We start from the raw sequence: 22682 nt of genomic DNA on the forward strand, positions 1-22682 counted from the left end.
TGCCGCCGCAGTCCCCGCCCACGGACAAAACGACCCCATGCGCGATGATGGAGTTCCCGCGGTCGGCGCAGGCGGAATGCCGGTGCCCGGCCCGCACCGAGCGAGACAGGCCGGGTGACCGGCGAGAGGTACGACCCATGGCAGCGCGCATTCTCCTGGCCAGGCACGGGCAGACGGAGTGGTCCCTTTCCGGCAAGCACACCGGGCGGACGGACATCCCCCTGCTCGACGAGGGCCGGCGCGGCGCCAAGCTGCTGGGCGAGCGGCTGCACCGCACGCCCTGGAACGGCCTGCCGGACGTCGAGGTCCGCACCAGCCCGCTGGTCCGCGCGAAGGAGACCTGCGAGCTTGCCGGGTTCGGTGACCGGGCCCAGGAGTGGGACGCCTTGATGGAGGTCGACTACGGCGCGTACGAGGGGCTGACGCCGGCCGAGATCAAGGCCGGCCGGCCGGACTGGCTCATCTGGCGGGACGGGGTCCCGGAAGGGGAGACGCTCGCCGAGGTCTCGGCGCGGGTCGACGAGGTCGTGGCGTGGGCCAGGTCCGCCGACCGTGATGTCCTGGTCTTCGCCCACGGCCACATCCTGCGCGCGCTCGGCGCCCGCTGGCTGGGCCTGGACATCTCCTTCGGGGCCCGCATCCGCCTGGAGCCGACGTCCCTGTCGGTGCTCGGCTGGGCCTACGGGGAGCCGGCGATCGAACGCTGGAACGACACCGGGCACCTGGGCTGACGGCGGTCCCGCCTCAGGCCGGCTGACGGCCCGTCGGTTCGGCCGGGTCGGCTGACGCCTCGTGCCGGTCCAGGAAGTGCGCGACCGGCACGAGGCCGCGGTGCGGGCGCAGCGCGCGTGCCGTGCCGTCGAGCATCGTGCGGATCCGGGCCGAGCGGACCTGCTGGAGCAGCGCCAGCGCCCGGCTGCCGGCCGCTGCGGCCTCCTCGGGGGCCCCGCCGGCCGCGAGATTGACCGCGAGTTCCGCGGTGAACAGGGCGATGTTGCGGCTGAAATGAGGGTCCTGCAGGGCCACCGCCCGGTGTGCGTGCTCCGCCGCGCGCCCCCGCTCGCCCAGGGCCGACCAGCACTGTGCCTCCAGCCCCTCCAGCTCGGCCTCGCCGTAGAAGGTCATCCACTCGGGGTCGCTGTCCGACGGCCCGCCCGCGAAGAGGCGCTGCGCCCGGACCAGTGCCTGCTCGCAGCCCGTACGGTCGGCCAGGCCCGCCCAGCCGCCCGCCTCGCGCAGAGCGAGCAGCGACAGCAGACGGGGCGAGCCGAGGTGCTTGGCGGCCTGCTGGGCGGCCTGCGCGGCCCGTACCGCCTCGCGGGGCCGGCCTGCGTCGCGGGCGAGGAAGGCCGTGTTGCAGAAGGCGTGTGCCTCCAGGGCCGGATCGCCGCAGACCCGGGCCGTGGCCAGGGCCTCGGCGTAGTGTGAGCGGGCGTCGTCGAAACGGCCCGAGTCGTGCGCCAACCAGCCCACGGTGATGGCGAGTTCCCCCGCTCCGGAATGCAGCCGGTCGGTGACGGAGCGGCGCTGGACACCGGAGTCCAGCAACTCGTAGGCGGCGCGCAGCGGCTGGGTGGCGCGGCGGTAGATGCCCTCAGCGCCGTGCCGGTCGTCCAGCAGCCGGATCCGCCGGACCGCCTCCTCGACGGCGGTCGCCTCGGTGGCGCCGGCCCGGCTGCCGGCCGAACGCGGGCCGGGGACGGCGAAGGCGGCGGATCCCAGGGGATGCAGGGTGGTGATGCCCAGGGCGGCCGCCGGGCCGCCGGTGATGAACGCGCGACGCAGCACGTCGCTCTCCTCGCAGATCTGGATACAGGTATCGCGGTGGTCGGTGTCGGTTGCCAGGGGCGCGGGGTCGGTCGTCGCCGTACGCGCCCCCCGCCCGCGTACCGTCTCGCGAGGCGCGAACCCCATGTCGGGCAGCGTCAGACCGGGGAACATGTGCCGGAACACCCGCTCGTAGGCGTAGTTCGGACACCGGATCTCACCGGACTCCACGCGGCCCACATAGCGGGCGTCGCACGAGACCTGCTCGCCGATCTCACGGGCGGACCGGCGGACCGCCGCCGCGAACTCACCCGGTGACAGCCTGCCGCGCAGCTGTCGGAAGGCGGTGTTCGGGCGGGCGGATACAGTGCGGGACGACGCTGATCGTGCTGGTTGCGACGCCATGGCGGACCCTCTCCGTGCCCTCTCCGTGCCATCTTTCGTGCTCTGCCGCGTCTGGCGGTGCGGCGGGACGACCGTACTAGCTGTGACGGTTACGCCACACAGAGTTTGGCCACAAATCGGATATCTCTCCCGCGATCCGCCATGAAGTGCCATCCTTTGCAGCGTTACGCCGCCGTAGCCGTTGACGCGCCACGCCGTTGAAGACGATGTAAAGGGTGCGGTGCGTGCATGAGGAGGGGTTCTCCGTGTGGGAGACCGGCGTGAGCAGAGGCGTCAAGGGTTCCGCGGCCCGGGGCGCGGGCCGTACGGGGCACACCGTGGCGGGCGGCGCACCGGCCATCGCGGCCGCCCCGGGCCACCACCCCCTCCGGGAGCGGGCCGCGCTGCCCGACCCCGCGCAGCCCTGTGACCTCGTCACGGTGCCGGCGCGGCAGGGCCTGGAGGCGGTCGACATCCTGCGCCTACGGGACGGCATCGGTCCGGTGCTGCACGACGGCGCCTGTCACACCCTGGGTTTCCTGGTACCGCCGGGCACGGCCGACGGGTGGGACGTTCCCGGCAGCGCCTGTACGCAGACGCACGGCCGCGGACTCGCGCTGAGCGCGGCCCACGGCGAGGAAGGGTCCGTCATCGAGCCCCCGGTGACCGGCACGGGCTGGCTGGTCCCCCCGGAAGGCGCGTTCGCCGCGGCCACCGACCCTGCCGTGCTGCGCGAGGCGCTGGGCCAGGCGGCCCGCACGATCGAGGCCGTCGACCGCTGCCAATGAGCCGGTGAACGGCGAGGGGCCGCCCGGACGAACCGGGCGGCCCCTCGTGGCGAAGGCGCCTAGTGGGTGCGCCCGCCGGCAGGCGCACCCGGAGCCGGGTCGGCGACGGCTGGGGCGCCGTCCCTGGCCGGACGGGGGATGGTGACGCGGCCGGGCCGGTCGCCCAGCCGGCGCCGCACCCCGCGCATCAGCCGCTCCGCGGTGAACGTCGCGCCGTAGACGAAGCGCATCGACGGGCCGAACGACGGCGCCGTCAGCAGACCCGCGAAGAACAGGCCGGGCCACGAGGACTCGAAGCCCGAAGTCAGCTCCGGCGCCCGGCTGACGCCCACCGTCCGCAGCGTGCCGCGCACCTGGGGGTCGAGCAGCCGCAGCCGTCCGAGGTCGGGGGTGAAGCCGGTGGCCGCCAGCACGTGCTCGGTGTCCAGGGTCTCGGTGCCGCCGTTCCTCGTGGTGAGGTCGAGGCGCACCCCGCCGTCCCGGGTGGCCGCGGCCCGGATCCGGTGCCCGAGGATGACCGGTACCGCGGACTCGAACCGGTCGCGCAGCCACCAGGCGCCGGCCGGGCCCAGCGCGGTCTCCGCGATGTGCACACGCGCCGCGGCGGGCAGCCTGCGCACCGCCCAGGGGATCTCCGACCAGACCCAGTTCGGCCAGCCGGTGCCCAGGCCGCTGTGCGGGTCGCGCAGCCCGCGCAGCCGTCCGCGCTCCAAGGGCTGCGGCGGGGTGTTCCAGTTGAGCCGGTCGGCGCGGGCGAGGATGCGGGCCCGGGCGCCTTCCTCGGCGAGCAGGGCCGCGGTCTCCAGGGCGGCCTGCCCCGAGCCGACGACCGTGACGTCCCGGCCGGCGAAGCGGCTCAGGTCGTGGTGGTCGCTGCTGTGGGAGGCGAGTTCCGGGGACAGGCCGTGCAGCGGCTCGGGGCGGTTGACGAACGGCATCACGCCGATGGCGAGCACGACGGTCCGGGCCGCGATGGTCTCGCCGGCGTCCGTCTCCACCCGGAAGCCTCCGGAGTCGGGCCGTACGGAGGTGACGGTGACCTCCTCGACCTGCGGAACCGCCCGCTCCCCGAACCACTGGCCGTAGGCGGTGAAGGTGCCGATGGGGAGGGGGACGCCGTGGCGTACGGCCACGTCGTGGGTGGCGCAGTAGTCCGCGAGGGTGTGGTCACCGCCCGGCGCGGACAGGTTGGAGGACCAGGGTTCCGACTTGAGGAACATGCCTCCCGGCATGTGATCGCGCCAGGAGGCCATCGGCCGGCCCAGCACCCGCAGGCTCAGCCCGGCCGCCGCCGCGTGTGCGGCGATCGAGAGTCCGTAGGGGCCGGCGCCCACCACCACGAGGTCGTACATGGGAGTCCCTGCTCTTTCTCATTGTGTGGTCGGCCTGGCGTCATCCGCCGGGGTCCCGGCGGACACGCCAAGGCCAGGGGTGGTCAAGGCTGTTGGGATGCGCCGACGCGGTGCGTGGTGACCGCGCCGGCGGTGTGCGGTGCGCTGCCCGGTGCCGCGGCGCGCACCCGGTACGCGCCCTTGCGGGCGCCGCGGCGCAGCCACGCCCCGGTCATCGCGAGGAACGGCATCGGGTCGTCGGTCGCGAACCACGCCCGCTCCACTTCCGTGCATCCGCGCGTGACGTTCGGCAGCGCGGTCCGCGGCCGTTCGGCGAACGCGGTGACGGCGGACAGCAGGGCGTAGTTCTCGGCGCGGAAGACGCGCCCGGGCGTACTGCGGCGACCGGGCACCGTGCGGCCGGTCAGGTCCAGATGCAGCGCGCGGACCACGTCCAGGCCGGACGAGTCGGTGAAGAGCCGGAACTGGGCGCCCGGCCGGGGGTTGAAGTCGAGGAGGTGGTAGCGCCCGTGGGCGTCGCGGCGGAAGTCGAGGTCGAGGATGCCGCGGTAGCCCAGATGCCGGGCCAGCCGCAACGACGCGCGCTCCACCTGGGGGTTCGGCAGCCAGCGGCCGACGGCCGTCAGTCCGGTGCGCAGCGGCCAGGCACGCTCCTTGCGGCCCGAGCCGCCGATCAGGCACCCACCGCCGTGGGTGAAGCAGCCGTGGAAGAACCAGTCGGTGTCCGGGCCGCCGGGCAGCTGCCTTTGCAGCAGCAGTGCGCTGCCCGCGCGTTCGGACCGCTCGTAGAGCCTGCGGGCCTCGTCGGGGGTGCGTACCAGGGTGGTGCTGCGCAGCCCGGTGGAGGGCGACAGCAGCCAGGGGCGGCTCCACTTGGCGATGACGGGCAGCCCGAGGTCGGTCGCCGCTTCGGCCGCCTCCTGGGCGCTGCCGGGGATGACGGTCGCCGGGTGCGGCACGTCAAGCTCCCCGCAGAGCCGGGCGAGTTCGGCCTTGTCCGCCACCCGCTCCGGCAGGTCGGCCGGCTGGTCGGGCAGCAGATAGCGGCCCAGGAGCCGGCCGGCGAGCCGGGCCGCGACAATGGCGCCCCGGTCGTCCATGGGGATGAGTACGGCGGGTCTGCCGATGCGTTCGGAAATGTCACACAGCTTTTCCAGCAACGGGATATCGCCCACCGGCGGCGCCGGTAGTTCGTGGGACCTGTGCAGGTATCGCGACCGGTCCACGGGGCCTCCCGCGGCGGCCGCCACGACATGGACCTCGATTCCGGACCGGCCCAGCGATCTGATCGCTCCCAGGGTGCCGTGATGAAAGGGATTGGGGTCGAGTCTGAGCAACAGGGCGGGCACATCGGTGTCGAACGATGGCATGAGGGGAGTCCTTCACTTCGATGGACCGTGTGGGGGATGCAATTCGCTAATGGGCTATCAGAATGCATTCAGGCGGCCGAAATGGGAGATCTCCCTATTACCGTCACAGGAACCGGACGCCGAACAGCGGGCGTCTCCAAAGGAGTCACTATGTCCCAGCGAAGCCGGAGGCTGACGGGCGCTGCTCTGGGGGCGATGACCATCAGCCTGCTCGCCTCCTGCAGCCTTGTGTCCGTACCCGATCGCGCCGCCGAGAAGGACGACGCACGCAACTCCACCGCGGTCTCGGCCGCCTCGACGTCGTTGGGTGCATTTCTGGGATCCGACGAGGAAGGGGTGCGGCGGATGCCCGACCTCCAGGACTGGCTCGGGGGGACGGACATCGGGGTCGGCCACACCTATCTGCCGGGTGACCGGTGGGCGAGCATCGAGGGCCACCCCGACTTCCTGCGGCCCTGGGCGGACTGGCGTGGCGAGGACGAGGACCGGCTGTTCGTGCTCAACGTGCCGATGATGGAGCGCAACGAAGAGGGCGTGTCCGACGACGACGTCCGCGATCTGCTGCAGTACGCGGCGGACGGGGACTTCGACCACCATTTCCGCCGACTGGCGGAAAACCTGGTGGAGCAAGGGCTTTCGGACACTGTCATCACCCTCGGCTGGGAAATGAACGGCGTCACCTACACCCATCGCTGCGGACCCGACCCGGAAGCCTGGAAGGAGTACTGGAACCGCATCGTGGCCGCGATGCGCTCGGTGGAGGGCGAGGATTTCCGATTCGATTTCACGCCGAACCGTGGCCGTGACGCCATCGGCTGGACCAAGTGCTACCCGGGCGATGACGTCGTGGACATCATCGGCATGGACTCCTATGACCAGCCGACCGGAATGACGTTCGACGAAATGATCGAGGAGCCGTACGGGCTCCAGGACCAGGTCGATTTCGCCGACGAGCACGACAAGGAGATCTCGTACCCCGAATGGGGCCTGTTCCGTAACGGCGACAACGATGAATTCGTCCGGCGCATGCTGGAGTGGATCGACGAACACAAGCCGCTCTACCAGACGATCACCGACTACTGCCCGCACGGTGTCTGGCAGTGCGAGGAAAATCCGCGCTCCTCGCGGGCGTACCGCTCCGCGCTCTACGACCTGCCGGAGCCCGCGCCTTCCCCCGCACGCCCGCCGGTGCCCGGCAGGCGGGAGAACTGCTTCCCCCTCGACCTCGGGGAGAGCATCGAGCGCTGGTTCGGTACCCGGAGGCTGTGCATCCGGATCGACCTGCTGGAGCGGCTGCTGGGTAAGGCGGACTAGTGCCCGCCGGTCCCGGCGGGCCGTGTACCGGAGGGTCATTTCCTGCACACACCCTTCGCCTGCCAGGTGTTCAGCCGGACCCGCAGGCCGCGTACCGGCGTCATCCGGCTGCGGACGACGGCGGCCACCAGCGCACGTCCGGTCACCTGCGCCGCGTACAGGCCGAGCGCCGGACGCAGCGCGCGGGGGGACAGCAGCAGCCGCTGATTGGTCACCGGCTCCGGGCGCCAATGCAGCTTGTACGGCTCCGTGCCGCGCAGCAGGCTGAGGACGGTGCGGCCGGTGCCGATGACGTGGCGTGCGTCGTGGCGCATCAGCATGGCGGTGATGTCCACTTTCCTGGCACGCAGTTCGGGGTCCGCCCCGTAGAGGTAGCCGCCCGCCAGGTCCGCGGACAGCAGCATGATGTCCGCGGCCATCACCCGGCCGTCCATGCGGTACTCGGTGAGCTCCGCCTCGCCGTTGCCGACCATCTCGCGGGTGGCGCGCACCAGGTGCTCGGCGAACCGCGGCCGCAGATGCTCGGGAGTCACCCCGCGCCCCTGCCACCAGAGCCCGTGCAACCGCAGCAAGGTCTCCACCGCGGCGGGCACCTCATGGGCAGGCACGGAACGCTCCTCCACGCCCAGGGCGTCCAGCCTGCGCAGCCTGGCCCGTACGCCTCGGGCGCGGGCCCCGGGCAGCCGCCGCAGCAGCGCGTCCATGGACACGCCGGGCAGCTCCAGGCACACCGAGTCGACGAGCGAACGGCGCGGGCCGTCCCAGGCCGCGTAGAGCTGCTCGGCGGCGGCGCCTGGGCGTACCTCCCGCAGGTCGACCAGGGCGCCGCGGGCCGCACCGCGCAGCCCCTCGGCGAGCGCGCCGGCCGCGAGGGCGGCGCAGGAGTCGTCGAGCAGCACGTCGGAGAAGTCGGAAATGCTGCCGCCGAGGGACACCAGCACCGGCATCGGACGGTGCGTCAGCATCAGCGGCGCGGCCCCGATGAGCCGGCCGCCGCGCCGCACCAGGATCACCCGCAGCCGCCCGGGGACGCCGTACGACAGCCACCACGAGTACAGCCAGGAATGGCTCTGGAACGGGGTGGCGGCCCGGCAACGGCCGTGCAGAGCACGCCACTCCGACGCCAGCGCGGCGAACTGCTCCGGATCGCGGCACACCACCGTGTCCAGGGTGTCGGGGTTTTCGCACGACGGTGCCCGCGAGGGCGCCGGCACCGTCGGTGCCGGCGCCGCCACCTCCTGGAGGTCCGGTACGGGCGCCGCGGCCGGCAGGTTCCACGCGGTCCGCTGCGACGTCATCGCACCGCTTCCCTGGCCGCGGCCTTCGCGCCCGGTGCGGGCGCGGGTCCGTGCGCCGGGGCGGGGACGGTGGCGCCGCGGTGCGCCCCGCGCCGCTCGCGCGGCCGGACGAGGAGCAGCAGACCGCCCATCAGGCCGCCCGCGCAGGCCCCCACCTCGGTGGCGATGGGCACGGACGGCGATGACGGGTCGACGGGGGACGTGGCGCGGGAGAACACCATCAGCTTGGCGCGGGTGCGGGTGGCCGTCCCGTTGCCGGTCCGGGTCAGTGAGCGGGCCACCGCGTTGGCGATCTCGGCGGAGGCACGGGGTGTCGCCGCTGTGCCGGTGATCTCGATCATCGGGGCGTCCGGTGACGTCGTCGCGCGGACCCCGCCGCGCAGCGCGGCAAGCGGCACGTCGGAGACGTGATGCGCGTCGGCGAGGACCGACCCGCTGGTCGCGACCCGCCCGTACGCCTGCGCGAAGCCGAGGGCGGTCGCGGCGTCGGAGCCCTCCGCGGGCACCACCACGACATAGCTCGTCGCGGCGTACTGCGGTGTCTGAACCATCCCGAAGGTCACCCCGCCGCCGGCGCCCAGCAGCGCGCACAGCGGCAGGGGCCACCACTGGGGCAGCCGGCGCAACCGCGCCCGCAGCCGGTTGGCCCCGCGCCGTGCCTCCGGCGTGGGCGTGGCGGATTCTTCCCGCACGGTCTCGTCCATCATGGTGCTCACCTCTTCGAGAGCGACTGGTCGCTCGGGGACGGGGACGGGTCGGGCAGCGACACGTTCGAGGAGTACGACTCCGGCGAGCGGGCCGCGGAGACGGTGGAACCGGAGCCCGCGGCACTCACCACAGGCCCGGCGAGGGCCTGTTGGTAGACCGCCATGAGCGCCTCCGCGCTGCGGGCGATGTCGTAGTGCTCCACCACAGGCGGCACCGGCAGCCGGCCGGGCCCGGTGCGCCGCAGTTCGCGCAGCGCGGTGGACAGCTCGTAGGCGCCGGCGCGGAACCGGTGGGCGCCGGGCGCCTGGTCGGCGGGGAGTTCGTCGACGGCAGGGCAGCTGCCGTGCAGGACGTGCAGCCCGGCGGCGAGCGCCTCCAGCACAGCCAGGCCGAACGCCTCGTCCGCGGACGGCGAGACGAAGACGTCCATCGCCGACAGCAGGTCGGGGATGTCGAGGTCCTCGCCGGGACCGGCGGCGGGCGAGGAGGGGCTGACCGCGCCGCCGCGCTGACCCAGCAGGTGGATGCGGTCACCCGCGCCGAACTGCTCGGCCGTCCGTCGCAGGGTGTCCCGCTCGGGTCCTTCACCCGCCAACAGCAGGTGTACTCCCGACATTTGGGTGACCGCCCGGACCAGGACGTCGAACCGCTTGCCGGGAACCAGCCGCCCGACGCCGCCGACCACGAAGGCGTCCGGCGGCAGCCCCAGCCGGGAGCGGGTGGCGGTACGGGCGTCCGCGTCGAACGCGAAGCGGTGGGCCTCGATGCCGTTGGGCACCACGTAAATCCGCTGCTCGGGCACTCCCCAGCGGACCAGCCGTGCGGCGACGGTGTCGGAGACGGCGACCGTGGCGGCCCCCAGCCGTTCGGTGGCCCGGTACAGCTCGCGGACGCCGCGGGTCAGCCGGCGTCCCTCGATCACCGCGTCGCCCAAGGAGTGCTCGGTGGCGACCACGGTGCGTACACCGGCAAGCCGGGCGGCGATCCGGCCGTAGACGCAGGCGCGGTAGAGGTGGGTGTGCACCAGGTCGTAGTTGCCGTTGCGGATCAGCCGGGCCAGGCGGGGGAGCGCGGTGAGGTCCCGGTTGCCGGTCATCCCGAGGTGGGTGACGGGGGTGCCGTCCGCCTCGATGCCCTTGGCGACCGGACCCGGATCGGTGAGGGTGATGACCTCGCAGGAAACCGGAAGCCGCCGCAGCATCAGCCGCAACTGCTGCTCGGCGCCGCCCACTTCGAGGCCGGTGATGATGTGCAGAACCTTCATCGGATACCTCCAGCGGTAGCGGCCGGGGCGGGTTCTTCGGTGGGGAGGGGGCGGCGGCGCAGGGGGTGCAGCGCGCGCTTGAGATGCAGCCGCCAGGAGGTGTCGGAGGAGCCGATGTGGACCCGCGGCAGGGCGTGCAGGGAGGTCAGCGGGCCGGGGTCGATGGCGCAGGCGTACCGGTAGCCGGCCGCGCGGACCGCTGCCACCGCCCGCGCGTCGACGGTGCCGTAGGGGTAGCAGAAGCCTTCGGGGGCCTGCCCGGTCACCGTGGCGAGCCGTGTCCGGCTGCCCGCGGTCTCCCGCTCCAGGGCGCCGTCGTCGACGGACGTGAGGTCCAGGTGCAGCATCCCGTGCGAGCCGACTTCCAGGCCGGCGTCCGCGACCGCGCGGATGCCGTCCTCGGTCAGCAGCGGTTTGCGGGGCCCGAGCGGATCCCAGGCGTTCTCCCCGCCGGGCCGGCCGGGCAGCACGAACACCGTGGCGGTGCAGTCGTGGCGGCGCAGCAGCGGCAGCGCGTCGGAGAGGAAGTCGGCGTAGCCGTCGTCGAAGGTCAGCCCCACCAGGCCGGCGCCCCGCCCGGCCGCGCGGGCGTGCAGCAGCTCGCCGACGCCGACGCCGCGCAGTCCGCGCCCGCGCAGCCAGCCGAGCTGGCGGTGCAGCCGGTCGGGGGAGACGGTGACGTGGTACGGATCCTCGGTGACGTCGGCGACCGAGTGGTACATCAGCACCCACGGCGGGGTGCCGCGGGAGCGGCGGGCGGCCGGGACGGAGGCGACGGCGCGGGTGCCCGGCGTCATGTCGTCATTGCCGGTCGCGGGTTCAACGGGCATGGGTGCGCTTTCCTTCGACGGTGGCTAGGGGGTCTGCGGGGGGTCTCCGCGGAGCGCGGAGCGAAGCCTGCTGCGGGCGTCGGTCGGGCGCCCGGATCCGCCGGCGGCGGGCCCGGGGCCGTTCGGCGGTGCGGCGGGAGTGCGGTCCCCGCCGGGTGCTGCCGGGGTGGCCCGCCGGGCGCGTCCCAGCAGCTGCCGGACCTCGGGGGACCGGGCCGCGGCGGCGGTGGCGGCGAAGACGGCGGGCACCAGCAGCGCGCCGAGCGCCGCGCCGAGCAGCGGATGCGGGGACAGCGCGGCGGCCGGCCCGCCGACGGCGGTGGCCACGGCGGCCGCCAGCACGAGACGGCCGAGGCCCGCCGCGACCCGGCGCACGGTGATGGCGATGACACGGGTGCCGAGGCCGTGCAGCAGCAGCAGCGCGGTGGCCGTGATGCCGGCCGCGTTGGCGGCGGCGATGCCGTGCACCCCCCACCAGCGGACCGCGAACAGCCCGGTCACAACGGTGATGAGCAGCCCGGCCGCCATCGAGGCCGCCGGGTACCAGGTGGGCCTGGCCGCGCAGAAGAACGGCCGGATGAGCGCCCCCACCAGGCTGTGCCCGAGCAGACCGAGCGCGTACACCCGCATCACCGAAGCGGTGGCGGCGGTGTCCGCGGCGGTGAACGCGCCGCGCTGGAAGAGGATCTCGATGATCTGCGGCGCGCAGGCGATCACATACGCCGTGCCCAGCAGCACCACCAGGCCCGCCAGCGTCAGATCGCGTTCCACCCGGCGCCTGGCCCGCTCGGCGTGGCCCTCGGCGACGGCGCGGGCCACCACCGGGAAGGTGACGGTGCAGATCATCAGCGAGAACACCATCGGCATCTGCGCGACCTTCTGCGCGTAGTTCAGATGCGAGATGGCGCCGGCCGGCAGCGAGGAGGCCAGGAACCGTTCGACGAGCACCTGCGCCTGCCGGCCGAGCGCGAAGCAGACGACGGGCGCCAGCAGCCCGAATCCCAGCAGCGCGGTGCGCTTCGCCGCGGTCCGGCGAACGGGCCGCAGCGTCTTGCGGGACGGCAGCCGGCGGACGAAGAAGGGAAGCTGGAGGAGAGCCATCGCCGCCCCGCCGAGCGCCACCCCGGCGGCCGCGGCCCGCACGCCCCACGCGGCGTGCATCATCAGCATCGTGCCGATGATGCAGAGGTTGTAGGCGATGTAGATGGCGGCGGGCGCCATGAAACTGCGGTGGGCGCGCAGCGCGGCACTGAAGTAGCCGGCGACGCCGAAGGAGAGAACGGTCAGCGCGGTCAGCCGGGTGCAGTCGACGGCCGCGGCCGGGTCGGCCAGGCCCGGCGCCAGCACCCGTACCAGCAGCGGAGCGCCGAGCGCGAGGAGCGCGGAGCCGCCGGCCAGCGCGCAGAACAGCCGCGGGAACGTGGCGGTCAGCAGGGCCCATACGGGGTCGCGGCCGTCGTCGGGCAGCTGCCCGGTGGCGCCCTCGGCGGGCCGGGCCGCACGGGCGGACAGCGCGAGGCTGAACGCCGGGACCAGCAGCAGCGCCATGGCGTCCTCGATCAGCAGCGTCGCCGCCACCTCCGGCACCGTCCACGCCACCAGGAACGCGTCGGTGTCGCTGCCCGCGCCGAAGAGATGCGCGATCGTCTGGTCCCGCAGCAGCCCGCACAGCGAGCCGGCGGCGGTCAGCACCGCGGTCAGGGCCGCGGCGCGGGCGAGGAATCGGCCGAGCGGGCTGGAGTTGGAGGGACCGCCGGGTTCGCCTGCGCGTACACCGACCGGGTCCGGGGGCGCCGCCTGGGGATGTACGGCCAGGGGCCGCGCGTCGGCCGGCGCCTGCTGTTCGGCGGTCGTCTCGCTCATCGCGTGTCCGCCCCGCGCGCGGGCTCCGGGGTCGCCAGCGCCCACCAGGACACGAGTCCGAACAGCACCGCGGTGAGCACCGTCGTGGGGCCCCCGATGTCGGCGTAGAGGAAGTCGACGGCCTGCCAGACCAGCAGGCCGATCGCGATGAGCCCGCAGTCGGCGTGCCGGCCACCGCGACGGGCGGCCGGCAGCCGGCGCAGCGCGCACACCAGCAGCGCCGCCCAACTGCCCAGCAGCGCCGTGATCCCGACGAGGCCCTGTTCGCTGAGGACCAGCAGATACATGTTGTGCGGCGAGAGCAACGGCTCCCGCTGGAAGCCCGCTCCGGCGCCGCCGGTGTCGCTGCCGGAGGACAGCCCGAGCGAGGCGTGGCCGTCGCGGTGGGCGGCGAAGCCCTTGAGGCCGACGCCGGTCACCGGGGCGTCGCTCCAGATGGAGGCCGCAGCGGACCACAGGGCGTACCGGTCGGTGACCGACCGGTCCGGGGCGGCGGAGACCTCGGTGATGCTGGTGACCCGCTCGCTCATCATCTGCGACCCGACACCTGCCCCGCCGACCAGCACGACGGCCAGGGCGCCCAGCACCGCCACGGTCCGCAAGGCGAGCCGTGGCCCCGCCAGCAGCAGCACCACCAGGACGGACACCGCCGTGGCGATCCAGGCGCCCCGGCTGAAGGACACAGCGAGGGGCACCACGAGGAGCGCGGCGCTGCACAGGGCCGCCGGCCGCAGATGGCGCGGCGCGTCCGCGGCCGGTGCGAGCCCGAGGGCCAGCGCCGCCACCAGGCCGTAGGCGACGACCGTGGCCATCCCCATGACGTCGAGCGATCCGAACGTGCCGACCGCGCGGATGTCCTTGCCCATGTAGGAGGCGCCCGTACCGGTCATGAACTGATGGACACCGATCGCACCCTGCACCAGGGCCAGCAGCACCACCGACCCGGCCACCACCCGGAAGTCCCGGGGGGTGCGCAGCGTCAGCACCAGTGCGGCCGGCACCAGCACGAAGATCTGCACGGCGCGCACGAAGCCGGGCAGGCTCGCGGCCGGGTCGTCCGAGGCCATGGTGGACACCGCGAAGCCCACCGCCAGCGACCCCAGCACAAGGGCCGCGGTGAGGGTCAGCGGCCGTGCGCGCTGCCGCACCAGCCGGATCAGGCAGCACAGCAGGAGCACCGCGGACGCGGCGTCAGCCGGTGTGATCCGACCGGGGGCCGTGACGTCGCCCCGGTCTGCCGGTGCGCACAGCAGCAGGACCGTGGCGAGCGCCGGGACCAGCGGTGCGTACCGTGCCGACAGCGCCCTCGCGCGGTCGGCCACGGGCCACGGTCCGGTGAGGACGGACGACGGCGCTCCCGCGCTCACCTGCCCTCCAGCCGGAACAGCGAGGACGCCGTACGCAGCATGATCCGGACGTCCTGCCAGAGGGTCCAGCTGTCGATGTAGAGGTTGTCGAAACGCGCCCGGTCCTCGATGGAGGTGTCCCCGCGCAGCCCGTGCACCTGAGCCAGGCCGGTGATGCCCACCGGCATCCGGTGCCGGGCGCCGTACTCCGGGTAGCGCTGGCTGAACTGCTCGACGAAGTAGGGGCGTTCGGGGCGGGGTCCGACCAGGCTCATGTCGCCGCGCAGGACGTTCCACAACTGGGGCAGCTCGTCCAGCGAGGAGCGCCGCAGCAGCCGGCCGACCGCGCTCATCCGCCGGTCGTCGGCCACGCTCCACAACGTCGCCGACTCGTGCGCGTTGCAGGGCCGCAGCGTACGGAACTTGAGCAGGGTGAAGGCGCGGCCGTGCCGGCCGATCCGCTCCTGCCGGAAGATCACGCCGGGCCCGTCGGAGAGCCGTACCGCCACCGCGCAGCCCAGCAGCACGGGCGCGGCCACCGACAGCGCGAGCGCGGCCAGGACGATGTCCAGCAGTCGCTTGCCCCAGCCGCCGTGCCGCGGTGCGGGGTTCTCCAGCCGGCGGCAGGTGAAGCCCCACAGGTGCTCGGTGTCGCGCTGCGGCGGCCGGCCGTCGTGCGGGACGGCAGCGCCCGCGAGCCAGACCGCGATGCCCTGGTCGAGGAACCGCTGGAGCAGGGCAGAGGTCTGCGGATCGGCGTGCGGAGGCAGCATGAACACCGCGTCGCGCACGGTGTTCTGGAGGACGGCGCGGGCGATGTCGTCGGGCGAGTTGAGGCGGGGCAGGGGAGCCGCGCCGCCCTCCGTGGGCGCCGCGGGCGCGCCCGGCACGGCGGAGCCAGGGACGACCACGCCGACCGGGCGCATGCCGTATTCCGGGTGGGCGTGCAGCGCGGCGGAGAGCCGGCGGGCGGCCGGGTCGGGGGCGATGATCAGCGTGGAGCGTGGCCTGCGGCGGGCGGCGCCGCGCCGTGCCCGGTAGACCGCGGCCCGGCCGCCGCACGCCAGAGCGACGTGTGCCGAGACGGCCCACAGCAGCGCGTCCGGGCGCAGCGCCTGGCCCGCGGTCATGGCGGCCAGTGCCGCGGCCGCCACGCACCAGCAGACAGCGGCCCGGCCCAGCAGTGCCGGCAGGTCACCCAGCGCGGTCGGGACGAGGCCGGGACGGTAGAGCCCGGCGTGGGCGTTGAGCAGCACCAGGCACAGCACCATGGGGCCGAGCAGCGCCAGAGTCGGGCCGGGGTCCCGTACGAGGAAGGCGGCACCGGCGGTGGCCAGGCAGTCCGCGGCCATCAGCGGGGCGGTGGTCCCGTGCCGGGCGGCGCGGCCGGCCCGCGTCGGTGGTGAGGTGTGGTCGTGGCCCGGCCGCCGCGGTGGATAGACCGCGGCGGCCTGCGGCCGGGTGGCTGTGGACCGGGGCAGGACCCGGGCGGTATGGGTCGCGTCCGCGCTCTCGGTCGTCATCGCCTGCTCTGCTCCCTGTTCTCGGGGCACGGCAGTCCGAGCAGTTCGCGGTAGAGATCCAGAACCGCTGCCGCTGTACGCCGCACGTCGTATGTGGTCCGCACGTGCTCCAGGGCCCGGTGGCCCAGCGTCACGCACAGCTGAGGGCGGGTCAGCAACCCGCACAGGGCCCGGGCCAGGGCGGCCGGGTCCTCCGGCGGTACCAGGCAGGAGGACGCCGCTTGGGGCGGCAGACTCTCCCGGGCACCGCACACATCGGTGACCACCACCGGGCGGGCACAGGCCATCGCCTCCAGTGGGGCCAGCGCCATGCCTTCCCAGCGCGACGGCAGCACCACGAGATCTGCCGCGCGGTACCAGGGGGCCGTGTTCTCGGCCGCGCCCGCGAACAGCACACCAGGGGGTGCGGCCTCGTGCAGCAGCTGCCGGTCCGGTCCGTCACCGACCAGCACGAGCCGGGCACCGGGCACCGCCGCGGCGACCTCGGGCCACGCCTGCAAAAGGGTGAGCTGGCCCTTCTGTGGACACAATCGCCCCACACACACCACCAGGGGTGTGTCGGGGGGAAGTTCACTCACGGCGGGCAGCGAGGCGCGCAGCTGCCGCCGGGCCCTGACGTCCGAACTGCCGGGTGCGTAACGTTCCACATCCACGCCGTTGCGGATCACCGCCCACCGGGCCGCCACGCCGGCCTCCGCACCACGCAGCCGCTCCGCCTCGCTCACGCACAGCACCCGGTCCGACCAGCGCGCGGCATACCGCTCCCACGCGAGCGCGAGGCGTGCCGTCGGTCCGCCGACGGCCTCGAAGGACCAGGCGTGCGGCTGATGGACGGTCGGAATCCGGCCGCGGACGGCCAGCCGGGCGGCGAGCCCCGCCTTGGCGCTGTGCGCATGGACGAGGTCGGGACGGGTGCGCCGGATCACCCCGGCAAGCCGCCGCGTCTCACCCGGCAGCGTCGGCCCGGGGGACCGGCTCGCGCACCACGGGACGACTTCCGCCCCGGCCGCCGCCGCGTCACCGTGCAGCCCGCCGCCGGGCGGCGCGGCCACCACGACCCGCAGGCCGGCGGCCACTTGGGCCCGCACCAGGTCGGCGACGACGCGGGCGACCCCGCCGTCGACGGGCTGGGACACATGGAGGATCGTAGGCCGCTGTTCGGACTGCAAGTCATGCGGCAGCACGCGCACTGCTCCCCTGATTACCGAGCTGACAGAACTCTCTACGGGAATTTCCGGGACACGCCGTTCAGCGCCTGCTCTCGGCCTGGACGAAGAGCGCGCCGACCAGGTATCCCGCATCGCGGGGGTCGAAGCGGAAAGTGAGGCGGTCGCCACCGGACCGGAGGGCCGACTTGATGTCGAAAACGTCGGAGTCGAATCCGAGGGTATTCCGGTACGCGGGCAGGCGGACCGTATCCCGACCGTAATCCGTGATCGTCGAATTCATCACATCATTAGCCGGGTTGGCGGAATCCGTCAGGGAAACCGGTGGTCCTTGGTCGGCCGCGACGCTCAGCCCGTCATTTCCCTCGCCCCGGTCGCCGTTATAGGCGACCACGCCGGCGCTGCCGCTCGCATTCGCCGGGATCCGCAGTTTGTCCAGTCCCACCGAGAGCGCGGGCTGCTTCTTGCCCAGCGGCTGGAAGCCGTCCCACAGTGCCAGACTGCGCAACGGCTCCCGGGCGTTCTCGTACGCGACGACCAGCGTCCAGCCGCCCCACGCCCCTGCCGGGGAATGGCCCATCGCGACATTGATCTGCGCCACCGTGTACGCGCCGGACCCGCTGTCGCGCACCAGCTTGGTGACGTCCGCCGACGCCTGGAAGCCATCGGTCCTGGACGTGGTGCGGTGTCCGGTCACGGTGTCGGCGAGCACCTGCTTGTACCGGCCGCCGGGCTCGGCGATGAGCACCCGCTCGTTGTCCTTGGGCGGCTTCTGCTCACCGACCCGGAGATTGCCGCCCCAGTACAGCCGGGCGTAACTCACCCGGGAGTCGGCCGGCAACCGCAGGTCGGCGCTGCTGGAGTTGTAGGTGTTCGGGTCGGAGTCGACGTCGATATACGCCATTCTGTAATGGCCGTTGACGCCGGGGCCGCCCTGCTGGGCTCCCGAGCAGGGCGCGGCCGTTCCGGTCGCCGCCGCCCCGCAGGTGATCGAGGAGTTGGCCGCACGTGCGATCCCGCCGTGCTGGACGGCGCGGTAGCGCTCCGCGAAGGGAATGCGTGAGGATTCCTCGGGGGCCGGCGCCGCCGCCGCCGAAGACAGGGTGGCCGACAGTGTCACGGACACGAGCGCACATACGACACCACGCCCGGTGAGGCCCATCGACTTCCGCATGTCTTCCTCTCCGACTTCTATCAGTCAAACAGGAGAGCACTCTGACATTAAGCCTGTTGGAAATTGCGGGAGGCACGCCGTGAGTCCGTGCGGGATTCCATCGTCGGAATAGCGGACTGCGGAGGGTGGCGGTGTGCGGGCCGGCGTCCGGAAGAACGTTTTACCGGACGGCCGAACGCCCCGCATCCATGCCGTAATTCGCTCGTTGAGTGCGGTGCCCCATTCGTGAACTGAAAGGAGATTGATGATGAAGCGCTTCGCCAAGACCGCCTCGGCGGCTGCCGTCACGTGCGCGATGGTGATCGGTGGCGCCGGTGTCGCATCGGCCACCAACGGTGGTCACCACCACCACAAGGGCGGCAAGGGCGGCGCGACGGCCAAGGCCCGCGCCTCGCACTCCCCGGGTTTCCTGAGCGGGAACGTCGTCCAGGTTCCCGTGCACATCCCGATCAACGTGTGCGGCAACACGGTCAACATCCTCGCGCTGCTGAACCCGGCCTTCGGAAACTCTTGCGTCAACAAGTGATCCGGCCGCCGGTCCGGGAGGGTGTCCGGCCGGCGCGGTGAGCTTGTACAGCGGTGGGCCGTCCACGACTTCGGCCGTGGCGGCCCACCGCATCGCCGTGCGTGTGAGCAGGTGCCCGTACCCCGGTGCTGACCAGCGGATACGGCTCCCGGACCGGGCGCCATACTGGGGGTATGGCGAAAAACAGGCGCGGGCGCGGCGGCCCGGAGACCGTCGAGGAGACGGTGGACGGCGGGCTCGCGCAGTTGCGCCCCGACCGTGACCGGCCGCGCGGCTTCACGCTGCTGATCGACGGCGCCCCGCAGTCCCATGTCGACCTCGACGACCCGGCGTACCTCGACTTCGCCTACCAGCGTCGGCTCGGGCACCTCGTGGATCTGGCCGCGCCGTCCGGCAAACCGCTCCAGGTCGTGCACCTGGGCGGCGGTGCGCTGACCATGGCGCGCTATGTCGCGGCGACCCGTCCGCGCTCCACACAGCAGGTCGTCGAGATCGACGCGCCGCTGGTGCAACTCGTGCGCCGCGTACTGCCGTTGGAGAGCGGCTGGCGGATCCGGGTGCGCGGCGGTGACGCACGTGCGGGACTGGCGAAGGTCCCGGACGGCTGGGCCGACCTGATCATCGCCGATGTCTTCAGCGGGGCCCGCACGCCCGCGCATCTGACCAGTGCGGAGTTCGTGGGAGAGGTCAGGCGGGCGCTGCGGCCGGGCGGCTGGTACGCGGCGAACCTCGCGGACGGGCCGCCGCTGCGGTTCCTGCGGGGCCAGATCGCCACCGTCCATACGATATTTCCGGAGCTGTGCCTGACCGCCGACCCCGCCGTCCTGCGCGGCAAGCGCTTCGGCAACGCCATCCTGCTGGCGGCCGATGGACAGCTGCCGTTCGCCGACCTGACCCGGCGGGCGGCGACCGACCCGCAGGCGGGCCGGGTCGAACACGGACGGGCGCTGCTGGACTTCACCGGCGGTGCGGCGGCGGTCACCGACGACACCGCGGTGGCCTCGCCGCCTCCGCCCCCGGAGGTCTTCGACTGAGGCGGCGCGAACGCACCCGTGGTGAGGGGCGCCTCTCCTCACCCGACGGGCGGAGGCAGGTCAAACCGCCTGCTACGTCGCGTTGTTGCTGGTCACCACGGTCGGCGGGTGATCGTTCCAGGTGCAGATCACGGACGTGTGGGCGCCGCCGCCGGTGAAGTCCACACGGATCCACTTCTCCTGCTTCCACACCTGCATCTCCCAGCCGGAGTTCGGGGTCGCCGACACCAGCTGGGCCGAAGCGGTGCCCATGTCGAAGACGACCCGGCCGCCCTGTGTGGAGTAGCTCCTGATCTGGCCACCCCCGGCCGGCGACGAACTTCCCGGCGAGGTGGGGGAGGGCCCGCGCGACCCGGCGCCCGCGGAATGGGAGGGCACCGACGGCTGCGACGCCTTCGCGTCCGACGGTGAGGCGTCCTCGTCGGACGGAGCGGACGGCTTCGGCCGGTGGGTGGAGGAGGAACGCGGCGAAATATCGGTGTCCGGCCCGCTCCCCGCGGAGGGCGCCCGGTCGGAGAGGGGCAGCGCGCGCGGTGCGTCGTACGCCGTGCCGGACAGCACGGTGTGCACGCCGAACCACGACAGCGTGACCGCGGCGCCCGTCGCCAGCGTCCAGGCCGCGGCGTGAACCAGTCCTCGTTGCATTTGGCTCATACTGCACCACCCGCCCGCCGGGTCGCAGCCCCTCCGTGACCGCGGTCAACCGCCGCGCGGGCGTCAACCCCGGGTAAGGAAAGCCGCTCGGATGGCGTACGGTGCCGCCCATGGCTCGTGTGCTCGTCGTCGAGGACGATCAGTTCGTACGCTCGGCCCTCATCCGGCATCTGACCGAGGCATCCCACACCGTACGGAGCGTCGGCACCGCTCTGGAGGCGCTGCGCGAGGTGGCGCACGTCGGCTTCGACGTCGTCATCCTCGACCTGGGACTGCCCGACCTGGACGGGTCCGAGGCGCTGAAAATGCTGCGCGGGATCACCGACGTACCGGTGATCATCGCCACAGCGCGGGACGACGAGACGGAAATCGTCCGGCTGCTGAACGACGGCGCCGACGACTACCTCACCAAGCCCTTCTCCGTGGAGCACCTCTCGGCCCGGATGGCGGCCGTACTGCGTCGCTCCCGTGCCACCACGGCCGGCGCAGAACCGCCCTCACGAGTGATCCGGGTAGGCGGGCTCGCCATCGACCCGCTGCGCCGGCAGGCCGAACTGGACGGGGCCGCACTCGACCTGACCCGCAGGGAATTCGACCTGCTGGCGTTCCTCGCCGGTCGCCCCGGCGTCGTCGTGGCACGCAGGGAACTGCTCGCCGAGGTCTGGCAGCAGTCCTACGGCGACGACCAGACCATCGACGTCCACCTCTCGTGGCTGCGCAGGAAGCTGGGTGAAACCGCCGCGAACCCGCGCTATCTGCACACCCTGCGCGGCGTCGGCGTGAAGCTGGAGCCCCCGCTGTGAGATGGGCCCTGGTCAAGGTGGCCCTGGCCGTCACCGCCATGGTCGTGGTCGCCTTCGCCGTTCCGCTCGGGCTCGTCGTCAAGGAGATGGCGCGCGACCGCGCGTTCTCCAACGCCGAGCGGCAGGCCGCCACCATCGGCCCGGTGCTCGCCATCACCTCCGACCGCGCCCAGCTGGAGCGGGCCGTCGCCAGCGCCGAGACCGGCGCAGGTGGCCGGATCGGGGTGCATGTGCCGCCCGGCGCCAAGGGCGGCAAGCCCGCCGAGATCGGCTCCCGGCGGGCCGCACCCGAGGATGTCGCCTCCGCGGCCCGGCTCGGCCGGGCCTCCATCTCACCGGTACCCGGCGGCTCCTCGCTGCTCCAGCCGACCGCTGTGGCGTCCGGTATCGCCGTCGTCGAGGTCTACGTCCCCGATGACGCCCTCACCAACGGCGTCACGACCTCCTGGGTGGTCCTCGCCGGCGTCGGGCTCGCGCTCATCGTCGGCTCGGTCGCCGTCGCCGACCGCCTCGGCACCCGGATGGTGCGGCCCGCCGAACGGCTGGCCGGCGCCGCGCACGACCTGGGCAAGGGTGAACTGGGCGTCCGCGTCCCGGAGGACGGACCCAAGGAGCTGCGGTCCGCGGCGGTCGCCTTCAACTCCATGGCCGACCAGGTCGTCCAGCTGCTGGCCAACGAGCGTGAGCTGGCCGCCGACCTCTCGCACCGGCTGCGGACACCGCTGACCGTGCTCCGGCTGAACGCCGCCTCGCTCGGTGACGGCCCGGCCGCCGAGCAGACCAGAGCCGCCGTCGAGCAGCTGGAGCGCGAGGTCGACCAGATCATCCGCACCGCACGCGAACAGAAGGCGCAGACACAGCAGGCCGCGGCGGCGGCCGGCTGCGACGCGGCCGAGGTGATCCGCGAGCGGATGGGCTTCTGGTCGGCGCTCGCCGAGGACGAGGGGCGCACCGTGCGCGTGGCCGGTGCCGACCGACCGGTACGCGTCCCCGTCGCACGGCCCGATCTCACCGCGGCGCTGGACGCGATGCTCGGCAACGTCTTCCGGCACACCCCCGAGGGCACGGCCTTCGCCGTGGACGTCCACAACGCAGAGGAAGCGGTGATCGTGCTGGTCTCGGATGCCGGGCCAGGCATCCCCGACCCGGACGCGGCGCTGCGGCGCGGTCACGGCGGCGGCGGGGACGGCTCCACCGGCCTCGGGCTCGACATCGTGCGGCGGCTGGCCGAGTCGACCGGCGGTGATGTGCGCATCGGCCGCTCGGTCCTGGGCGGCACCGAGGTGCGGGTCTGGCTGGCGCTTGACGACCGCCGCGCACGCCATGGAGAGCGGCGCGGGCACCGCCTGCGGCGCACGCTCGGCAGCCGTGGCAAGCGGGCGGCGAGCCGGGTCTGACGGCTGCCGCGACGGCGCGCGCCCTGGGATGGCTGCCGGATACCGGGAGCGGACGCGCGCCTTTGACGAGCCGCCGGAAGGGCGGCGGGACGCCCGCGCTTAAGCGCTCCCTTCCGCTGCC

Annotated in this window: 20 protein-coding genes; 7 read left to right on the forward strand and 13 right to left on the reverse strand. The window is 73.3% G+C overall.

Annotated elements, in window-relative coordinates:
• The first annotated feature begins 137 nt into the window (after window positions 1–137).
• Window positions 138–731 carry a histidine phosphatase family protein gene (locus tag ACGFZW_RS24790; RefSeq protein ID WP_393895406.1) on the forward strand — a complete coding sequence of 198 codons (594 nt, stop codon included), beginning with the start codon at window positions 138–140 and terminating at the stop codon, window positions 729–731.
• Window positions 732–744: 13 nt separating this feature from the next.
• Here ACGFZW_RS24790 and ACGFZW_RS24795 read toward each other — a convergent pair whose 3' ends face one another.
• A complete protein-coding gene (locus tag ACGFZW_RS24795) occupies window positions 745–2172 on the reverse strand; it encodes a tetratricopeptide repeat protein (RefSeq protein WP_393895407.1) in 1428 nt (475 codons plus the stop codon).
• A 224-nt stretch (window positions 2173–2396) separates the two neighbouring features.
• Here ACGFZW_RS24795 and ACGFZW_RS24800 point away from each other — a divergent pair, with 224 nt between their 5' ends.
• Window positions 2397–2939, forward strand: coding sequence for a hypothetical protein (locus ACGFZW_RS24800; RefSeq protein ID WP_393895408.1), 543 nt, complete (start codon window positions 2397–2399; stop codon window positions 2937–2939).
• A gap of 59 nt (window positions 2940–2998) precedes the next feature.
• Here ACGFZW_RS24800 and ACGFZW_RS24805 read toward each other — a convergent pair whose 3' ends face one another.
• Together ACGFZW_RS24805 and ACGFZW_RS24810 are read right to left on the reverse strand one after the other, a co-directional pair.
• On the reverse strand, window positions 2999–4291 hold the full coding sequence (locus tag ACGFZW_RS24805; protein ID WP_393895409.1) for an NAD(P)-binding domain-containing protein: 1293 nt from the start codon (window positions 4289–4291) through the stop codon (window positions 2999–3001).
• A gap of 83 nt (window positions 4292–4374) precedes the next feature.
• Window positions 4375–5661, reverse strand: coding sequence for an ATP-grasp domain-containing protein (locus tag ACGFZW_RS24810; protein ID WP_393895410.1), 1287 nt, complete (start codon window positions 5659–5661; stop codon window positions 4375–4377).
• A gap of 150 nt (window positions 5662–5811) precedes the next feature.
• Here ACGFZW_RS24810 and ACGFZW_RS24815 point away from each other — a divergent pair, with 150 nt between their 5' ends.
• Complete coding sequence (locus tag ACGFZW_RS24815; RefSeq protein WP_393895411.1) at window positions 5812–6975, forward strand: glycoside hydrolase family 26 protein; 1164 nt, start codon at window positions 5812–5814, stop codon at window positions 6973–6975.
• A 35-nt stretch (window positions 6976–7010) separates the two neighbouring features.
• Here the strand turns inward: ACGFZW_RS24815 and ACGFZW_RS24820 are convergent, their stop codons facing one another.
• From ACGFZW_RS24820 to ACGFZW_RS24860, 9 genes are all read right to left on the reverse strand, one after another.
• Window positions 7011–8273: a GNAT family N-acetyltransferase gene (locus ACGFZW_RS24820; protein ID WP_393895412.1), complete on the reverse strand. Its 1263-nt coding sequence runs from the start codon at window positions 8271–8273 to the stop codon at window positions 7011–7013.
• Window positions 8270–8980, reverse strand: a complete 711-nt coding sequence (locus tag ACGFZW_RS24825; RefSeq protein WP_393895413.1) for a lipopolysaccharide biosynthesis protein — start codon at window positions 8978–8980, stop codon at window positions 8270–8272. The genes ACGFZW_RS24820 and ACGFZW_RS24825 overlap by 4 nt, the downstream gene beginning before the upstream one ends.
• A 5-nt stretch (window positions 8981–8985) precedes the next feature.
• Window positions 8986–10245 (reverse strand): glycosyltransferase, encoded by a 1260-nt coding sequence (locus ACGFZW_RS24830; RefSeq protein ID WP_393895414.1) that lies wholly within the window; start codon window positions 10243–10245, stop codon window positions 8986–8988.
• Window positions 10242–11075 carry a polysaccharide deacetylase family protein gene (locus ACGFZW_RS24835; protein WP_393895415.1) on the reverse strand — a complete coding sequence of 278 codons (834 nt, stop codon included), beginning with the start codon at window positions 11073–11075 and terminating at the stop codon, window positions 10242–10244. The genes ACGFZW_RS24830 and ACGFZW_RS24835 overlap by 4 nt, the downstream gene beginning before the upstream one ends.
• A gap of 24 nt (window positions 11076–11099) precedes the next feature.
• A complete protein-coding gene (locus tag ACGFZW_RS24840; protein ID WP_393895416.1) occupies window positions 11100–12938 on the reverse strand; it encodes a lipid II flippase MurJ in 1839 nt (612 codons plus the stop codon).
• Complete coding sequence (locus ACGFZW_RS24845; RefSeq protein ID WP_393895560.1) at window positions 12935–14260, reverse strand: O-antigen ligase family protein; 1326 nt, start codon at window positions 14258–14260, stop codon at window positions 12935–12937. The genes ACGFZW_RS24840 and ACGFZW_RS24845 overlap by 4 nt, the downstream gene beginning before the upstream one ends.
• A 41-nt stretch (window positions 14261–14301) precedes the next feature.
• Window positions 14302–15807 (reverse strand): exopolysaccharide biosynthesis polyprenyl glycosylphosphotransferase, encoded by a 1506-nt coding sequence (locus ACGFZW_RS24850; RefSeq protein ID WP_393895417.1) that lies wholly within the window; start codon window positions 15805–15807, stop codon window positions 14302–14304.
• Window positions 15804–16943 (reverse strand): glycosyltransferase, encoded by a 1140-nt coding sequence (locus ACGFZW_RS24855; protein WP_393895418.1) that lies wholly within the window; start codon window positions 16941–16943, stop codon window positions 15804–15806. Before ACGFZW_RS24855 ends, ACGFZW_RS24850 begins: the two co-directional genes overlap by 4 nt.
• Before the next feature lie 112 nt (window positions 16944–17055).
• Entirely contained in the window at window positions 17056–18147 is a 1092-nt protein-coding gene (locus tag ACGFZW_RS24860; protein WP_393895419.1) for a hypothetical protein, read from the reverse strand.
• A 247-nt stretch (window positions 18148–18394) separates the two neighbouring features.
• Between ACGFZW_RS24860 and ACGFZW_RS24865 the strand changes: the two genes are divergently transcribed.
• Complete coding sequence (locus ACGFZW_RS24865; protein WP_393895561.1) at window positions 18395–18673, forward strand: chaplin; 279 nt, start codon at window positions 18395–18397, stop codon at window positions 18671–18673.
• A 173-nt stretch (window positions 18674–18846) separates the two neighbouring features.
• Window positions 18847–19707 carry a spermidine synthase gene (locus ACGFZW_RS24870; RefSeq protein WP_393895420.1) on the forward strand — a complete coding sequence of 287 codons (861 nt, stop codon included), beginning with the start codon at window positions 18847–18849 and terminating at the stop codon, window positions 19705–19707.
• A gap of 72 nt (window positions 19708–19779) precedes the next feature.
• On the opposite strand, the gene ACGFZW_RS24875 is transcribed toward ACGFZW_RS24870, so the two are convergent.
• Window positions 19780–20352 (reverse strand): hypothetical protein, encoded by a 573-nt coding sequence (locus ACGFZW_RS24875; RefSeq protein WP_393895421.1) that lies wholly within the window; start codon window positions 20350–20352, stop codon window positions 19780–19782.
• Window positions 20353–20471: 119 nt separating this feature from the next.
• On the opposite strand from ACGFZW_RS24875, the gene ACGFZW_RS24880 reads away from it, so the two are divergent.
• A complete protein-coding gene (locus tag ACGFZW_RS24880; protein WP_393895422.1) occupies window positions 20472–21164 on the forward strand; it encodes a response regulator transcription factor in 693 nt (230 codons plus the stop codon).
• Entirely contained in the window at window positions 21161–22561 is a 1401-nt protein-coding gene (locus ACGFZW_RS24885; RefSeq protein ID WP_393895423.1) for an ATP-binding protein, read from the forward strand. Before ACGFZW_RS24880 ends, ACGFZW_RS24885 begins: the two co-directional genes overlap by 4 nt.
• Window positions 22562–22682: the final 121 nt, after the last annotated feature.

This window comes from Streptomyces sp. NPDC048248 (genome assembly GCF_043201875.1).
Classification (GTDB): Bacteria; Actinomycetota; Actinomycetes; order Streptomycetales; family Streptomycetaceae; genus Streptomyces.

Coding starts and splice junctions, on each gene's coding strand:
- ACGFZW_RS24790 (WP_393895406.1), top strand. CDS start 138: ATGGCAGCGCGCATTCTCCTGGCCAGGCACGGGCAGACGGAGTGGTCC.
- ACGFZW_RS24795 (WP_393895407.1), bottom strand. CDS start 2,172: ATGGCGTCGCAACCAGCACGATCAGCGTCGTCCCGCACTGTATCCGCC.
- ACGFZW_RS24805 (WP_393895409.1), bottom strand. CDS start 4,291: ATGTACGACCTCGTGGTGGTGGGCGCCGGCCCCTACGGACTCTCGATC.
- ACGFZW_RS24810 (WP_393895410.1), bottom strand. CDS start 5,661: ATGCCATCGTTCGACACCGATGTGCCCGCCCTGTTGCTCAGACTCGAC.
- ACGFZW_RS24815 (WP_393895411.1), top strand. CDS start 5,812: ATGTCCCAGCGAAGCCGGAGGCTGACGGGCGCTGCTCTGGGGGCGATG.
- ACGFZW_RS24820 (WP_393895412.1), bottom strand. CDS start 8,273: ATGACGTCGCAGCGGACCGCGTGGAACCTGCCGGCCGCGGCGCCCGTA.
- ACGFZW_RS24825 (WP_393895413.1), bottom strand. CDS start 8,980: ATGATGGACGAGACCGTGCGGGAAGAATCCGCCACGCCCACGCCGGAG.
- ACGFZW_RS24830 (WP_393895414.1), bottom strand. CDS start 10,245: ATGAAGGTTCTGCACATCATCACCGGCCTCGAAGTGGGCGGCGCCGAG.
- ACGFZW_RS24835 (WP_393895415.1), bottom strand. CDS start 11,075: ATGCCCGTTGAACCCGCGACCGGCAATGACGACATGACGCCGGGCACC.
- ACGFZW_RS24840 (WP_393895416.1), bottom strand. CDS start 12,938: ATGAGCGAGACGACCGCCGAACAGCAGGCGCCGGCCGACGCGCGGCCC.
- ACGFZW_RS24850 (WP_393895417.1), bottom strand. CDS start 15,807: ATGACGACCGAGAGCGCGGACGCGACCCATACCGCCCGGGTCCTGCCC.
- ACGFZW_RS24860 (WP_393895419.1), bottom strand. CDS start 18,147: ATGCGGAAGTCGATGGGCCTCACCGGGCGTGGTGTCGTATGTGCGCTC.
- ACGFZW_RS24865 (WP_393895561.1), top strand. CDS start 18,395: ATGAAGCGCTTCGCCAAGACCGCCTCGGCGGCTGCCGTCACGTGCGCG.
- ACGFZW_RS24870 (WP_393895420.1), top strand. CDS start 18,847: ATGGCGAAAAACAGGCGCGGGCGCGGCGGCCCGGAGACCGTCGAGGAG.
- ACGFZW_RS24875 (WP_393895421.1), bottom strand. CDS start 20,352: ATGCAACGAGGACTGGTTCACGCCGCGGCCTGGACGCTGGCGACGGGC.
- ACGFZW_RS24880 (WP_393895422.1), top strand. CDS start 20,472: ATGGCTCGTGTGCTCGTCGTCGAGGACGATCAGTTCGTACGCTCGGCC.